Genomic DNA, 14,440 nt, shown 5'->3' on the forward strand with positions numbered 1-14,440 from the left:
GCGAGTCACGGTTAGGAGACAGCATGGACACTTCCGTTGCCGCAAGGCCGGCCGTCGCGACGACGCTCGGCCTGTGTTTCGCGATCGCATTGCTCGAGGGGCTCGACCTGCAGTCGGTCGGCGTCGCGGCACCGCGCATGGCCCACGAATTCGGGCTCTCGGTTTCACAGATGGGGCTCGCGTTCAGCGCGGGCACGTTCGGCCTGCTGCCGGGCGCGATGCTCGGCGGCTGGCTGGCCGATCGGGTCGGCCGCAAGCACGTGCTGATCGCGTCGGTCTGCCTGTTCGGGCTGCTGTCGATCGCGACCGCGCAGGTGTCGAGCTTCGCGATGCTGGTCGCCGTTCGTGCGCTGACCGGCCTCGGCCTCGGCGGCGCGATGCCGAACCTCATTGCCTTGTCGTCGGAAGCGGTCGACGCACGCTCGCGCAGCAGCGCGGTGGCCGTGATGTACTGCGGAATTCCGTTCGGCGGCGTGATCGCGTCGCTGATCGGCGTGCTGCTCGCAGGCGACACCGAATGGCGGCACATTTTCTATGTCGGGGGCGTCGGCCCGCTGCTGCTCGCGCCGCTGCTGCTCGCACTGCTGCCCGAATCGCGTGCGTTCCTCGACGTCAGCGCATCGGGCGCGGCGCGCCCCAGCGTCGGACAGACGCTGTTCGGCGGCTCGCGTACCGGCACGACCCTGGCGTTGTGGCTCAGCTACTTCTGCACGCTGATCGTGCTGTATTTCCTGCTGAACTGGCTGCCGTCGCTGATGGCCGCGAAGGGGCTCGCGCGCAGCCAGGCCGGGATCGTGCAGATCTTCTTCAACATCGGCAGCGGCCTCGGCGTGCTCGGCATCGGCATGTCGATGGACCGCTTGCGTCCGTCGCGCGTGGTCGGCGGCATGTACGCGGGGATCGTGCTGTCGCTTGCCGCGCTGGCGATCGCGCCCGGGCTCCTGTGGCTCTCCGCCGCCGCGTTCGCGGCCGGGATGTTCGTCGTCGGCGGCCAGTCGGTGCTGTATGCGCTGGCCGCGATCTATTACCCGACCGCGATGCGTGGCACCGGCGTCGGCTCCGCCGTTGCCGTCGGCCGCCTCGGCTCGGTGGTCGGGCCGCTCGCCGCCGCCGAACTGCTCGCCATGGGCCGCAGCGCGTCGGTCGTGATCGGCGCGAGCATTCCCGTCACGCTCGTCGCCGCCGTCGCTGCGCTGATGCTGATCCGGCGCCCGCAGGCGCACGACTGATTTCTTCCCATTTCAACCACGAGCGCCGGTAGAGCGCGATTACGACACAGGTCTGGAGACGAACACCATGAAGTACACCAAAGCCTTGCTGGCGGCCGGCGCATGCGCGCTGGCCGCGACCGGCGCGCACGCGCAGTCGAGCGTGACGCTGTACGGGATCATCGACACGGGCGTCGAGTTCGTGTCGCACGCGAACGCGGCCGGCGACCACGTGGTGCGCATGCCGGGCGTGACGGGCGAGCTGCCGTCGCGCTGGGGCCTGCGCGGCACCGAGGATCTCGGCGGCGGCTATCAGGCGGTGTTCACGCTCGAAAGCGGTTTCAACGTGCGCGGCGGCGATCTCGGTCAGGGCGGCCGGCTGTTCGGGCGGCAGGCGTTCGTCGGGCTGAAGGGCGGTTTCGGCACGCTCGCGTTCGGCCGCCAGTACACGATGACCTATCTCGCGCTGCAGGGCGCGGACATCATCGGCCCCGACATCTACGGGCTCGGCTCGTTCGATGCGTACGTGCCGAACGGCCGCTCCGACAATGCGGTGACCTACGTCGGCACGTATCGCGGCGTGACGTTCGGCGCCGCGTATTCGTTCGGCCGCGACGGCGCGGGCACCGGCAACTCGCCCGGGCAGGGCACGTGCGCGGGCCAGGTGCCGGGGGACGCCACGCAGTGCCGCAACTGGTCGGTGATGCTCAAGTACGACAGCGCGTATTTCGGCGCGGCGGCGTCTTACGAGGAGCAGCGCGGCGGCACCGGCGCGGCCGCCAACTTCTTCGACGGCGTGGCGCCGGTTCCTTTCACGAGCAGCGGCGGCAAGGACGCTCGCGCGCACGTGAGCGCGTACGCGCAGGCGGCCGGCGCGCGGATCGGCGCGGGCTGGATCGGGCGGCGCGTGTCGACCGGTTCGCCGGCCGCGCCGGGTGCGCATTCGGACCTGTTCTTCGTCGGCGCGTCGTATGCGGTGAAGCCGGATTTCGTCGTCGACGGCGAGGGCTACCGGATCGTCAACAGCGCGCACGACACCCGCGCGACGATGGCCACGCTGCGCGCGACCTATCTGCTGACCAAGCGCACGGCCGTCTATGCGCAATCGTCGTATCTGTGGAACAGCGCGCATGCGCGCTACGCGGTCAGCGGCGGCGGGCCCGGCACGACGCCCGGCGAAGGGATGGGGCAGCTCGGCGCGATGGTCGGCGTGCGGCACATGTTCTGATTCGGCAGCCTGACGAACGAGGGATATCTTGAACAGAAAATCTGCATTCCTTTGCATTGCGCCGCTGTCCGCGGCGGCGATGCTTGCCGGGTGCGGCGGCGACGATTCGGTCAACGCCACGCCGACACATATGAGTGCCGCGACGCCGGCCGCGATGGCGCAGACCTGCGACGCGCTCGCCGCGAAGCTCGCGTATGCGAACACGTCGTTCACGTCGGTGACGACCGCGGCCGCGGGCGCGCTGACGGTGGCCGGCAAGCCGGTCGCCGAGCACTGCGTGATCGAAGGGAAGATGAACCAGCGCGTGAGCGCGGTGGACGGCAAGACCTACGCAATCGGCTTCGAGATGCGCTTGCCGAAGGCGTGGAACGGCCGCTTCTTCTACCAGGCGAACGGCGGGCTCGACGGCAATGTCGTGACCGCGACCGGCGAGATCGGCGGCGGCGGGCCGCTGAACGATGCGCTGAACATGGGGTTCGCGGTGATCAGCTCGGACTCCGGGCACAGTGCCGCGCAGAATCCGCTGTTCGGCCTCGATCCGCAGGCGCGCATCGACTACGGCTACGGCGCGGTCGACGCGCTCACGCCGATGGCGAAGCAGGTGATCCGGCTCGCGTACGGCAAGGCGCCCGACCGCAGCTATTTCGGCGGCTGCTCGAACGGCGGCCGTCACGCGATGGTCACCGCCGTGCGCAACCCGGCCGACTACGACGGCATCATCGCGGGCGATCCGGGTTTTCATCTGCCGAAGGCGGCGATCGGCGAGATGTACGGCGCGCAGCAGTTCGCGAAGATCGCCTCGGCGACCGGCACGAACGGGCTGCCGGACATCCGCAGCGGCTTCACCGACGCGGAGCGGCAGTTCGTCGGCGCGAAGATCCTCGAGAAATGCGATGCGCTCGACGGTGCTACCGACGGGATGGTGCAGGACGTCGCCGCGTGCCAGGCGCACTTCAGCGTCGAGTCGGACGTCCCGACTTGCGCGAACGGCACGCGCACGGGCGCGTGCCTGATGCCCGCACAGAAGACCGCGCTCGAGAACGTGTTCACGGGCGCACGCAACAGCGCGGGTACGGCGCTCTATGCGGGTTTTCCGTACGACCCGGGCATTGCCGGTGGCGGCTGGGCCGCGTGGAAGCAGTCGAATTCGATCACGCTCGATCCGGCCGCGATGGCGTTCACGTTCACGACGCCGCCGAAAAGCACCGCGACGCTCGCGAACCTGCCCGGTTTCGCGCTCGGCTTCGACATGGACAACGACGCACCGGCGATCTTCGCGACGAACGGTACGTACACGCAATCCGCGTGGACGTTCATGACGCCGCCCGACGAGACGAACCTGTCCGCGCTGAAGGCGCGCGGCGCGAAGCTGCTCGTCTATCACGGCACGGGCGACCCGGTGTTCTCGTTCGACGACACGCGTGACTGGTATGCGCGGCTCGCACAGGCGAACGGCGGCGATGCGTCGGATTTCGCGCGCCTTTATCCGGTGCCGGGGATGAACCACTGTTCGGGCGGGCCGGCGGCCGACCAGTTCGACCTGCTGACGCCGCTCGTCGCATGGGTCGAGCAGGGGCAGGCGCCCGCTACGGTGGTGGCCGCCGCGCGCGACGCGACGAACGCGGTGCCGAGTGCGGATGTGCCGGCGTCATGGGGCGCGGGTCGTACGCGTCCGCTGTGCCCGTATCCGCAGGTGGCGCGCTACAACGGTTCTGGCGACGTGAATTCGGCGGCGAGCTTCAGTTGCCGCTGACGTAGCCGTCGATGGGAAACGGCCGGTGCGCGCGATCGCGTGCCGGCCGCTTCTTGTGCGTAATCGCGCACGCATTCACTCATTCATTCGCCCGGATCGACCGGCACTTCGAGCCCGACCTTCACGCGGCTCATGCTCACCAGCGTCTTGAACCGCTTCACGTTGTTGTTCGCGAAGAACAGCTCGCGCGTGAGCGCGTTGTACTGATCCATGTTGCGCACCGCGACGATCAGCACGAAATCCCATTCCCCCGTCACGTAGTAGCACTGCTGGATCTGCGGGCAGCGCTCGAACGCACGCTTCATCGCGTCGAGCTGGTCGATCTGCTCGCTTTCGACCTCGACGTTGACGACGATCGTCAGCGGATGATCGACCTTGTCCGGTGCGACGACGGCGGTGTAGCGCTCGATCACGCCGTCGTCCGCGAGACGTTTCAGGCGCCGGTTCACGGCCGCGGTCGACAGGTTGACGCGCGCGCCGAGTTCGCTCTGCGGCGTCTGCGCGTCGCGCTGGATTTCCATCAGCAGCTTGCGATCGAACGCATCGAGTGGGGTGGTCATGATGGGGCGTGAAACCTCGAAAGAATGAGAAATTTTTGCGTATGGACGGTCGATTCGGCGATTTTATTGACCGGGATGCGCAATATTATTTTTCGGACCGACGGCGAGCGCAACCCGCGCTTGCCCGATCCGATCCACCCGACGGGCCGCCGGCGCGGCCCTGTTCCCGAGCCTTTCGCCATGCTGATCGCCAACCCCCGCGCATCGCGCGCCGCCTATCCCCACGCGCTGCGACGCGTGATGAACATCGCGTCGGCCGACGAAAGCGGCGCGTGGCTGTCGCACTGGCCGCTCGTCGGCCACGCGCACACGCCGCTTCGCGTGCTGCCGGATCTCGCCGCGCGGCTCGGCGTCGCGAGCGTCAGCGTGAAGGACGAGTCGTACCGCTCGCCGCTCGGCAGCTTCAAGGCGCTCGGCGCGCCGATCGCGCTGGTGCGGCTCGTCAAGCGGTTGCGCCGCCAGCAGGATCTCGATCCGCAAGGGCTCGTCACCGGCCGCTATGCGTCCGAACTGGCCGACCTGACGGTGATCAGCGCGACCGACGGCAATCACGGCCGCGCGCTCGCCGCCGCCGCGCGCGCGATCGGCTGCGGGTGCGTGATCGTGCTGCACGCGAACGTCGATGCGGAGCGTGAGCGCGCGATCTCCGCGTACGGCGCGCGGATCGTGCGCATCGCGGGGAATTACGACGAATCGGTGGTCTGCGCGGCGCAGCTCGCGCAGGCGAACGGCTGGTACGTCGTGTCGGATACGTCGTACGACGGCTACGAAGCGATTCCGCGCGACGTGATGCAGGGCTACGGCGTGATCGCCGCCGAGGCCGCCGCGCAGGCGGCGCGGGACGACGGGCGGCCGTTCACGCATGTGCTGCTGCAGGGCGGCGTGGGCGGCCTCGCCGCAGGTGTCGCGAGTTATCTGTGGGAGCGCGACGGCGTGGAGCGGCCGCATTTCATCGTCGTCGAGCCGCGCCAGGCCGACTGCCTGTACCAGAGTGCACTGGCCGGGCGTGCCAGCAAGGCGACCGGCAGCGTCGATTCGGTGATGGCCGGGCTCGCGTGCGGCGAGGCGTCGCCGCTGGCGTGGGATTTCCTCGAGATGTGCATCGACCATTTCATGCTCATCGACGACGAAGACGCGGTGCAGGCGATGCGCGGCCTCGCGGCCGGTAGCGAACGCGACGTGCCGGTCGTGGCCGGCGAATCGGGCGCGGCCGGCATCGCGGGGCTGGACGTGCTGATGCGCGACCCGGCACGCGCGCGGCACGTGGGGCTCGACGCGCATTCGCGCGTGCTGGCGATCAATACGGAGGGTGCGACGGCGCCGTCCGTGTACCGGAGCTGCGTCGGCGAGGCGGCCGACGCCGTGCTCGCGCGGCAGCGCGACTGGCTGGACCGCGCGACGGTGGCGGCCTGAACGACATCACGACCGACTACGACCGACTACGACCGACGAGGCAAACGCAATGGACGCAATCGACGAAAGCACGCTGCAGGGCCAACTGAAGACCTGGCGCCGCCACCTGCACCAGCATCCGGAGACGGGTTTCGAAGAGGTGAACACGTCGGACTACGTCGCGCGCATCCTGACGACGCTCGGGCTCGACGTGCATCGCGGGATTGGTGGCACGGGGCTCGTCGCGAACCTGACGGCCGGTACCGGCAAGCGCGCGATCGGCATCCGCGCGGACATGGACGCGCTGAACATCGCCGAGCACGCGCCTGACCGCGAACACGCGTCGCGCACGCCCGGCAAGATGCATGCGTGCGGACACGACGGTCACATGTCGATGGTGCTCGGCGCCGCGCAACTGCTGGCCGAGCGCAAGGATTTCGACGGCACGGTGCGTTTCATTTTCCAGCCGGCCGAGGAGCATGGCCGCGGCGCGAAGGCGATGATGGCCGACGGGCTGTTCGAGCGCTTCCCGGTCGACGCGATCTTCGGCGCGCACAACATGCCGGGCATGCGCGCGGGCACCTTCTCGACGCGCGCCGGCGGCATCATGGCGAGCGAGGACAATTTCGTGATCCGGATCGACGGGCGCGGCACGCATGCGGCGCGCCCGCACATGGGCATCGATCCGATCGTGATCGGCGCGCAGGTCGTGCTCGCGCTGCAGACGATCGTGTCGCGCAATCTCGACCCGGGCCAGCAGGCGGTGATCTCCTGCACGGAGTTCATCACCGACGGGCTGCGCAACGTGCTGCCGTCGACGGTGACGATCAAGGGCGACACGCGCAGCTATTCGCGCGACGTGCAGGCGCTGCTGGAAACGCGGATGCGCGAGATCAGCGAAGGGATCTGCCGCACGCACGGCGCGGCGTGCACGTTCGAGTACACGCACGAGTTCGCGCCGACGGTGAATTCGCCGGAGTGGGTCGACACGGCGGTGCGGGCCGCGGCGGAGGTCGCGGGCGCGGAGGCGGTGAACGCCGACGTGCAGCCGATGATGATCTCGGAGGATTTCGGCGCGTTCCTGCAGGCGGTGCCCGGCAATTTCGTGTTCATCGGCAACGGTGAAGCGGGTGGCCTCGGCGGCGTGCCGCTGCATAACGCGACGTATGACTTCAACGACGCGATCCTGCCGGTGGGCGCGCGGTATTTCGCGGAGGTGGCGCGGCGGGCGTTGCGGGCGGCCTAGCGGATCGACGGCCGGCAGCCTTCACGCGCCGGCCGAGCGCTGTTCCGGCGCGTCGGCCGTGCCCGTGCGATCGAGGATCGCGAGCACCTCGCGAGCGGTGTTTTCCGAATGGCTGCGCAATACCTGCGGCAGCACCGCATGGTCGGGGTCGGCGAGCGCGGCCATGATGTCCTCGTGCTCGTGCAGCGACTCGGCCCAGCGCAGCGTGTCCGTGTTCGCGGCGCCGCGTGCGCGGTGCACCTTCGACATCAGCGACGCATAGATGCCCGACAGCACGGGGTTGCCGGCCGCGTCGACGATCATCTGATGAATCTGCTGGTTCAGCCGGAAATACTCGGTGCGCTTGCCGGCTTCATGACACTCCACCATCTTCCGGTGCTTCGCCTGCAGCGCGGCGAGCGTCGCCGTGCCGATCCGCTTGCGCAGCAACTCGCCCGCCATCGCCTCGAGCCCGTGCAGCAGCTCGAACGTCGAGACCAGGTCGTCGAGGTCGATCGACGCGACGCGATAGCCGATGTACTGGCGATGCGTGACGGCGCCTTCCGCGACGAGCACCTTCAGCGCTTCGCGCAGCGGCGTTTTCGACACGTCGAACGCGAGGCTGAGTTCCTTTTCGTCGATCCGCGCGCCGGGCGGCAATTCGCCCTCGTCGATCATCACGCGCAGGCGCGCGGCGATCTCGGCGGCCATGCCGCGCGTGCGCAGAAGCAGGGGATTGCGGGGTGTCTGGCTCATGATGGTGCGAGCTTATCACGATATCGGGGCTTACCCTGCACCAACATCGTGATTAAAGAATCTCAATGAAACCAAGTGTTTACGCTAACGGTAATTATAAATTTCTAATCCTATACTCGGTTCCACGTTGCGCGACGTCCTGACCATCCTCGTTCACTCCTGGAGTCCGTCCATGTCTTCAACCTCCGGTGTCGCCGCCATGACGGTCGGCAAATCCGCTGTTCGCTGGAAGATATTCGTCGTGATGCTGAGCCTCATCGCGATCAACTACGTCGATCGCGCATCGCTGTCCGTCGCCATGCCTTACATCTCGCAGGAGTTCAATATCGGGCCCGCGATGGAGGGTCTGATCCTCAGCTCGTTCTTCTGGACCTATGCCGTGATGCAGATCCCGGGCGGGATGCTGGCCGACCGGTTCAAGCCGCGTATCGTTATCGCGACGGCGACCGTGTTCTGGGGCTTCTTCCAGGCGATCGCCGCGTTGTGCACGAATGCACCGTCGCTGCTGCTCACGCGCCTCGGCCTCGGCGCGGCCGAAGCGCCGATCTACCCGGCCGGCGGCAAGCTCAACGCGATCTGGATGACGCAGACCGAGCGCGGCCGCGGCGCCACGCTGCTCGACGGCGGCGCGCCGCTCGGCGCAGCCCTGGGCGCGGTGCTGATCGCCGGGCTGATCGCGGTGCTCGGCTCGTGGCGGCTCGCGTTCGCGGTGGCCGGCGTCGGCACCGTGCTGGCCGGGCTGCTCGCGTGGCACTACATCCGCAACTCGCCGCGCGAACATGCGGGTGTCAACGACCTCGAAGCCGAATACATCGAGGCGTCGCATGCGAGCGATCTCGCGGCCGAGCCGGCCGGCGCGTCGGGCCGTTCGCGCGACTTCTTCAAGTACCGCTCGGTGTGGTGCATGTTCTTCGGCTGGATGTGCTTCAACAGCGTGTTCTACGGGCTGCTCACGTGGATGCCGAACTACCTGCACAAGGTGCACGGCTTCGACATCAAGCAGATGGGCGGCTCGACCTTCATCATCTTTTTCAGCGGCTTCGTCGGCGAACTGCTCGGCGGCTGGATCGCCGACAAGTGGAAGGCCGCGGGCGGCCGCCCGAACGTCGTGATGCGCACGCTGTTCGGCATCGCGGCGGTGATCGCCACGGTGTCGATCTTCTCGGTCGCGTATGTGAAGGACCCCGTCGTGTGTGTCGCGCTGCTGTCGTCGACGCTGTTCTTCCTGCGCTGGTGCGGGCTGTACTGGTGCATCCCGTCGTCGCTCGGCACGCGCAACAAGATCGGCTTCCTCGGCGGCCTGATGAACCTCGGCGGCAACATCGGCGGCGTCACCGTGCCGATCGTCGTCGGCGCGATCGTGCAGTTCACCGGTTCCTATTTCCTTGCGCTGATGGTGTTCGCGGCGGCCGGCGTCGGCCTGCTCGTGTGCTCCAGCGCGATCGACTACGAAAACAAGCTCCCCGTCTGACCGACCCCTTTCACTGCATCGACTGCATTCACTGGTAGAGAGAAACCCGTCATGAAAAAACGTACCCTGCTCGGCATGCTCACCCCGTCCTCCAACACGTCGCTCGAACCGCTGACGAGCGCGATGGTCGCCGGCCTGCCGGGCGTGTCCGCGCACTTCGCGCGCTTTCCGGTCACCGAGATCTCGCTGACGGGCCAGGCGCTCGGCCAGTTCGACGACGACAAGATCATCCAGGCCGCGCTGCTGCTCGCCGACGCGAAGGTCGACGTGATCGCGTGGAACGGCACGTCGTCGGGCTGGCTCGGCTTCGAGGCCGACGAGCGGCTGTGCGAGCGCATCACCGCGGCGACCGGCATTCCGGCCACCACGTCGGTGCTCGCGCTCAACGAGATCCTGAAGAAGACGAACGCGCACGAGTTCGGCCTCGTCACGCCGTATCTCGACGACGTGCAGACGAAGATCGTCGACAACTATCGCCGTTCGGGGCTGAACTGCATCGCCGAGCGCCACCTGAACCTGAAGGTCAATTTCTCGTTCTCCGAAGTGACGGGCGACGAGATCCGCAACATGGTGCGCGAAGTCGCGGCGGCCGGCCCGCGCGCGATCTCGATCTTCTGCACGAACCTGAACGCCGCGCACCTGGTGCCGGCGCTCGAGGAGGAAACGGGCATCCCGATCTACGACACGATCTCGACCGTCGTGTGGAAGTCGCTGCAGCTTGCCGACTACGACACGCGGCAGGTGAAGGGCTGGGGCCGTCTCTTCAGCGAAGTGATCTGAGGCGGGCGCCATGTCGAACGATCTCGATTTCGTGATCCGGCACGCCGACGTCGTCACGGCGGCGGACCGGTTCTCGTGCGACATCGGCATCCGTGCGGGGCGCGTGGCCATGCTCGGCCACGGGCTGCCGCGCGCGCCGCGCGAGCTCGATGCGAGCGGCATGCTCGTGATGCCGGGCGGCGTCGATGCGCACTGCCATCTCGACCAGCCGATGCCCGACGGGCTGCGGATGGCCGACGATTTCCTGTCCGGCACGCGCTCGGCGCTGTGCGGCGGTACGACGACCGTGATCCCGTTCGCCGCGCAGGCGAAGGGGCAGTCGCTGCAGGCGGCCGTCGACGACTATCACCGGCGCGCCGACGGGCGTGCGCTGGTCGACTACGGCTTTCACCTGATCGTCGCCGATCCGACGCCGCACGTGCTGGCGGAAGAATTGCCGCGGCTGATCGCGAACGGCTACACGTCGTTCAAGGTGTACATGACCTACGACGACCTGAAGCTGAACGACCGCCAGATGCTCGACGTGCTGTCGGTCGCGCGCGAGCACGGCGCGCTCGTGATGGTGCATGCGGAGAATTCGGACTGCATCGGCTGGCTCACCGAGCGGCTGCTCGGCGACGGCCACGTCGCACCGCGTTTCCATGCGCATGCGCGGCCGGCCGTGGTCGAGCGCGAAGCGACGCATCGTGCGATCGCGTTCGCGGAACTCGTCGACGTGCCGATCCTGATCGTGCACGTGTCGGGCGCGGAGGCGATCGAGCAGATCCGCTGGGGGCAGTCGCGCGGGCTGCCGATTCTCGCCGAAACGTGCCCGCAATACCTGTATCTGACGGCCGCCGATCTCGGCCATGACGATCACGGTTATGAAGGCGCAAAGTGCGTATGCAGCCCGCCGCCGCGCGATCCGGCGAACCAGCAGGCCGTGTGGAAGGCGCTGAAGCAGGGCGTGTTCTCGGTGTTCTCGTCCGACCATGCGCCGTTCAGCTACGACGATCCGTGCGGCAAGCATCCGGGCGGGCAGGCCGTTTCGTTCGACCATATCCCGAACGGGATTCCGGGGCTCGAGACGCGGCTGCCGCTGCTGTTCGACGGCGTGCGTCACGGGCGGCTGTCGCTGCACCAGTTCGTCGAGCTCACGTCGCTGCGCCCCGCGAAGCTGTACGGGCTGTATCCGCGCAAGGGGACGATCGCGGTCGGCGCCGATGCGGACATCGTCGTGTGGGATCCGGACAAGCGCGTGCGGATCGCGAATGCGTCGCTGCATCATGCGGTCGACTACACGCCCTACGAAGGGATCGAGGTGACGGGCTGGCCGCGTCATTGCCTGTCGCGCGGCGAGCTGCTCGTCGAGGATGGCCGCCTGCTCGCGGCCGAGCCGGGGCGCGGGCAGTTCGTGCCGGCCGGCAAGCCGTGCCTCGATTGACGTCCGTCGATGTGAGCGCCCGTTTCCACGCGGCGGGCGCGGTTCCAGCAGGAGCAAGGATGAGTATTTCCAACGCAATGCGCGGCATCGCGGCCGCAGCGATCGTCGCCGGTTCATGCGGCGGGCCGGCGCTGGCCGCCGGCGGCGCGCCGCAGGACATGCCGAGCGTCGTACCCGAATCGGCCGGCGTCGATTCGGCGCCGCTCGTGCGGCTGTCCGAATGGCTGCGCCGCGACCGGATGGACGTGCGCAGCCTCGTCGTCGTGAAGGACGGCAAGATCGTGTTCGAGCGCTACGGCGACGGCCTCACGCGCGATCACAACTACGAGCTGTATTCGGTGACGAAGACGATCACCGCGCTGCTCGCCGGCATCCTCGACGGCGAGGGCAAGCTCGGCCCGTCGACGAAGGTCACGCCGCTGATCGCGGCCGCGCGGCCCGATCTCGCGAGCGAACTCGCGGACAAGCGGGACATCGAGCTGCGCCACCTGATGTCGATGTCGAGCGGGCTGCGCTACACGACGCGCGAAGGCACCGATCCGCTGTACTACGAAGCACCCGACCGGCTGAAAGTCGCGGTGACGAGCCGCGCGGCGCAGCCGCCCGGCACGCAGTTCGACTACATCGACGTGAACCCGGTGCTGGTCGGCACGGCCGTGTCGATCGCCGCGCGCGAGCGCGAGGACGCGTTCGCGCGCTCGCGGCTGTTCGAGCCGCTCGGCTTCGCGCACTACCGCTGGAGTGGCGCCGACGGCACCGGCGCGGTGGCGGGCGGCTGGGGCCTGCGGCTGCGTGCGGTCGACATGGCCAAGATCGGCATGCTGCTGCTCGACAACGGCCGCTGGAACGGCAAGCAGATCGTGCCGGCCGGCTGGGTCCGGCAGATGACGACGCCGTCGCCGGCCGCGGCCGATTACGGCTACTACTGCTGGATCAGTCACGTCGTCGAACACGGCACGCCGGAATTCGGCGCAATGGGCTTCAAGGGGCAGTTCATCACGGTGCTGCCCGCGCAGCGTGCGGTCGTCGTCATGACGAGCCTGCTGCCGACCGACGGCGGCTTGCGCGACGCAACCTATCTGAACCTGTATCGACGGATGGTGAACGACTACATCCTGCCCGCGCTGACGCCCGCGCAGCCGCCGGTCGAGCGCGCGGAAACGACGCAGGCGCTGCGCGACGAGCTGGCGCGCAGCCGCGAGACGAAGGGCGTGCCCGGCACGGCCGCCGCATTCAACGATGCGCCGGAGATTTGACAAGGATGACGAACATGATCGCCAATCCGGACGCATGGCCCGATTCGCGGCGGCCCGCATCGCGTGCCGCGCCTTTCATGCGCCGGCTGCTCGCGCGGCTTGCGACGCTGCTGATCGGCAGCGGTGCGCTCGCGCCGGTGCCGACGATGTCGGCGGCGCATGCGGCCGATGCACTGCCGCCGCTGCATGAAACCGGTATCGAAGCCGCTGCGCCGGAGGACGCCGGCGTCGATTCGCGCAAGCTCGTCGAGCTGTCGCGCTGGATCCGCGAGCAGAAGCTCGATGTCTACAGCCTGCTCGTCGTGAAGGACGGCAAGCTGATCTTCGAGCGCTACGGTGCGAACGCGTCGCGCGATTCGACCTACGAGCTGTACTCGGTGACGAAGGCCGTGACGTCGCTCGTCGCGGGCATCCTGGTCGATCAGGGCGCCGTGCATCTCGACGAGCCGGTGGCCGCGCGGCTCGCCGCGTGGCGCCCCGACCTCGGCGGCGCGCTCGCGGACAAGCGAGGCATCGAGCTGAAGCACGTGCTGTCGATGTCGAGCGGACTGCATTACGACTTCAGCCCGAAGGACGATCCGATCTACTACACCGCGCCCGACCGGCTGAAGCTTGCTGTCTCGGCCGCGCCGAAGGTCGCGCCCGGCACCGCGTTCGAATACACCGACGTGAACCCGATCCTCGCGTCGGCGATGTTGAGCGCGGCGGCCGGCGAACCCGTCGAGCGTTATGCGCAGGCGCGTCTGTTCGCCCCGCTCGACATGAAGCGCGCGACATGGGAGCGCGCGGATCGCACGGGGCTCGTGTCGGCCGGCTGGGGGCTGCGGCTGCGCGCGGTCGACATGGCGAAGATCGGCATGCTCGTGCTCGACGGTGGGCGCTGGCAGGGGCGGCAGGTGGTGCCGCAGGCGTGGATCGCGCAGATGACGTCGCCGCGTGTGTCGGCGCATTTCGGCTACTACTGGTGGATCAACAACATCGTCGAGAGCGAGCCCGAATTCGACGCGATGGGCTTCAAGGGGCAATTCATCACGGTGCTGCCGAAGCGCAACACGGTGATCGTGATGACGGGCGTGCTGCCGATTGACGGTGGCCTGCGCGATGCGGAGAACGTGAAGCTGTTCCGCCGGATGGTGAACGGCTACATCCTGCCGGCGCTCGATGGCGGGCGGGCGTCGGGGCCGGGCTCGGGCAGCGCCGATACGCGTGCGGCGCTGCGCGACGAGCTTGAAGTGAGTGCGCGCTCCGCAGGCGTGCCCGGCACGCAGGTCGATCCGACGGATCTGCCGAAGTAGCCATGGCGATACGTGTGAGGCGCAGCGTATGAAGCCGGAAGCGAGTGCGCGCGCCGACTGATCTGCGGAAGTCGCGCCGGGTGTGCGTCCGGC

Annotated in this window: 12 protein-coding genes; 10 read left to right on the forward strand and 2 right to left on the reverse strand. The window is 68.3% G+C overall.

Annotation, left to right across the window (positions count from 1 at the left end; translation table 11 throughout):
* Positions 1-23 precede the first annotated feature (23 nt).
* The 3 genes from mhpT (at position 24) to FOZ70_RS07725 (ending at position 4,189) form a co-directional block, all read left to right on the forward strand.
* The gene (gene mhpT / locus FOZ70_RS07715; protein ID WP_059651509.1) at positions 24-1,229 is read left to right on the forward strand and encodes a 3-(3-hydroxy-phenyl)propionate transporter MhpT; all 1,206 of its coding nucleotides are present in this window, start codon (positions 24-26) and stop codon (positions 1,227-1,229) included.
* A gap of 67 nt (positions 1,230-1,296) precedes the next feature.
* Positions 1,297-2,436, forward strand: coding sequence for a porin (locus FOZ70_RS07720; protein WP_219705403.1), 1,140 nt, complete (start codon positions 1,297-1,299; stop codon positions 2,434-2,436).
* 28 nt (positions 2,437-2,464) lie between these two features.
* Positions 2,465-4,189, forward strand: coding sequence for a tannase/feruloyl esterase family alpha/beta hydrolase (locus FOZ70_RS07725; RefSeq protein ID WP_219705411.1), 1,725 nt, complete (start codon positions 2,465-2,467; stop codon positions 4,187-4,189).
* Between the two features lie 83 nt (positions 4,190-4,272).
* Here the strand turns inward: FOZ70_RS07725 and FOZ70_RS07730 are convergent, their stop codons facing one another.
* On the reverse strand, positions 4,273-4,749 hold the full coding sequence (locus FOZ70_RS07730; protein WP_027790255.1) for an Lrp/AsnC family transcriptional regulator: 477 nt from the start codon (positions 4,747-4,749) through the stop codon (positions 4,273-4,275).
* Positions 4,750-4,929: 180 nt separating this feature from the next.
* On the opposite strand from FOZ70_RS07730, the gene FOZ70_RS07735 reads away from it, so the two are divergent.
* Together FOZ70_RS07735 and FOZ70_RS07740 are read left to right on the forward strand one after the other, a co-directional pair.
* Complete coding sequence (locus tag FOZ70_RS07735) at positions 4,930-6,162, forward strand: diaminopropionate ammonia-lyase (protein ID WP_219705415.1); 1,233 nt, start codon at positions 4,930-4,932, stop codon at positions 6,160-6,162.
* Between the two features lie 49 nt (positions 6,163-6,211).
* Positions 6,212-7,387 (forward strand): M20 aminoacylase family protein, encoded by a 1,176-nt coding sequence (locus FOZ70_RS07740; RefSeq protein WP_059676666.1) that lies wholly within the window; start codon positions 6,212-6,214, stop codon positions 7,385-7,387.
* 21 nt (positions 7,388-7,408) lie between these two features.
* Here FOZ70_RS07740 and FOZ70_RS07745 read toward each other — a convergent pair whose 3' ends face one another.
* Positions 7,409-8,122 carry a GntR family transcriptional regulator gene (locus FOZ70_RS07745; protein WP_042974167.1) on the reverse strand — a complete coding sequence of 238 codons (714 nt, stop codon included), beginning with the start codon at positions 8,120-8,122 and terminating at the stop codon, positions 7,409-7,411.
* A 172-nt stretch (positions 8,123-8,294) separates the two neighbouring features.
* On the opposite strand from FOZ70_RS07745, the gene FOZ70_RS07750 reads away from it, so the two are divergent.
* Genes FOZ70_RS07750 through FOZ70_RS07770 form a run of 5 tightly spaced genes read left to right on the forward strand, consistent with a single transcriptional unit; the run spans position 8,295 to position 14,347 of the window.
* Positions 8,295-9,593, forward strand: a complete 1,299-nt coding sequence (locus FOZ70_RS07750; protein WP_021158639.1) for an MFS transporter — start codon at positions 8,295-8,297, stop codon at positions 9,591-9,593.
* Positions 9,594-9,644: 51 nt separating this feature from the next.
* On the forward strand, positions 9,645-10,373 hold the full coding sequence (locus FOZ70_RS07755) for an aspartate/glutamate racemase family protein (RefSeq protein ID WP_059812126.1): 729 nt from the start codon (positions 9,645-9,647) through the stop codon (positions 10,371-10,373).
* Positions 10,374-10,383: 10 nt separating this feature from the next.
* Positions 10,384-11,796, forward strand: a complete 1,413-nt coding sequence (gene hydA / locus FOZ70_RS07760) for a dihydropyrimidinase (protein WP_059487674.1) — start codon at positions 10,384-10,386, stop codon at positions 11,794-11,796.
* Between the two features lie 59 nt (positions 11,797-11,855).
* Complete coding sequence (locus tag FOZ70_RS07765) at positions 11,856-13,052, forward strand: serine hydrolase (protein ID WP_175926933.1); 1,197 nt, start codon at positions 11,856-11,858, stop codon at positions 13,050-13,052.
* A gap of 5 nt (positions 13,053-13,057) precedes the next feature.
* A complete protein-coding gene (locus FOZ70_RS07770) occupies positions 13,058-14,347 on the forward strand; it encodes a serine hydrolase (protein WP_219705418.1) in 1,290 nt (429 codons plus the stop codon).
* Positions 14,348-14,440 lie beyond the last annotated feature (93 nt).

The sequence above is a fragment of the Burkholderia sp. COPS genome, assembly GCF_019425585.1.
Classification (GTDB): domain Bacteria; phylum Pseudomonadota; class Gammaproteobacteria; order Burkholderiales; family Burkholderiaceae; genus Burkholderia; species Burkholderia cepacia.

Coding starts and splice junctions, on each gene's coding strand:
- mhpT (WP_059651509.1), top strand. CDS start 24: ATGGACACTTCCGTTGCCGCAAGGCCGGCCGTCGCGACGACGCTCGGC.
- FOZ70_RS07720 (WP_219705403.1), top strand. CDS start 1,297: ATGAAGTACACCAAAGCCTTGCTGGCGGCCGGCGCATGCGCGCTGGCC.
- FOZ70_RS07730 (WP_027790255.1), bottom strand. CDS start 4,749: ATGACCACCCCACTCGATGCGTTCGATCGCAAGCTGCTGATGGAAATC.
- FOZ70_RS07735 (WP_219705415.1), top strand. CDS start 4,930: ATGCTGATCGCCAACCCCCGCGCATCGCGCGCCGCCTATCCCCACGCG.
- FOZ70_RS07740 (WP_059676666.1), top strand. CDS start 6,212: ATGGACGCAATCGACGAAAGCACGCTGCAGGGCCAACTGAAGACCTGG.
- FOZ70_RS07745 (WP_042974167.1), bottom strand. CDS start 8,122: ATGAGCCAGACACCCCGCAATCCCCTGCTTCTGCGCACGCGCGGCATG.
- FOZ70_RS07750 (WP_021158639.1), top strand. CDS start 8,295: ATGTCTTCAACCTCCGGTGTCGCCGCCATGACGGTCGGCAAATCCGCT.
- FOZ70_RS07755 (WP_059812126.1), top strand. CDS start 9,645: ATGAAAAAACGTACCCTGCTCGGCATGCTCACCCCGTCCTCCAACACG.
- hydA (WP_059487674.1), top strand. CDS start 10,384: ATGTCGAACGATCTCGATTTCGTGATCCGGCACGCCGACGTCGTCACG.
- FOZ70_RS07765 (WP_175926933.1), top strand. CDS start 11,856: ATGAGTATTTCCAACGCAATGCGCGGCATCGCGGCCGCAGCGATCGTC.
- FOZ70_RS07770 (WP_219705418.1), top strand. CDS start 13,058: ATGACGAACATGATCGCCAATCCGGACGCATGGCCCGATTCGCGGCGG.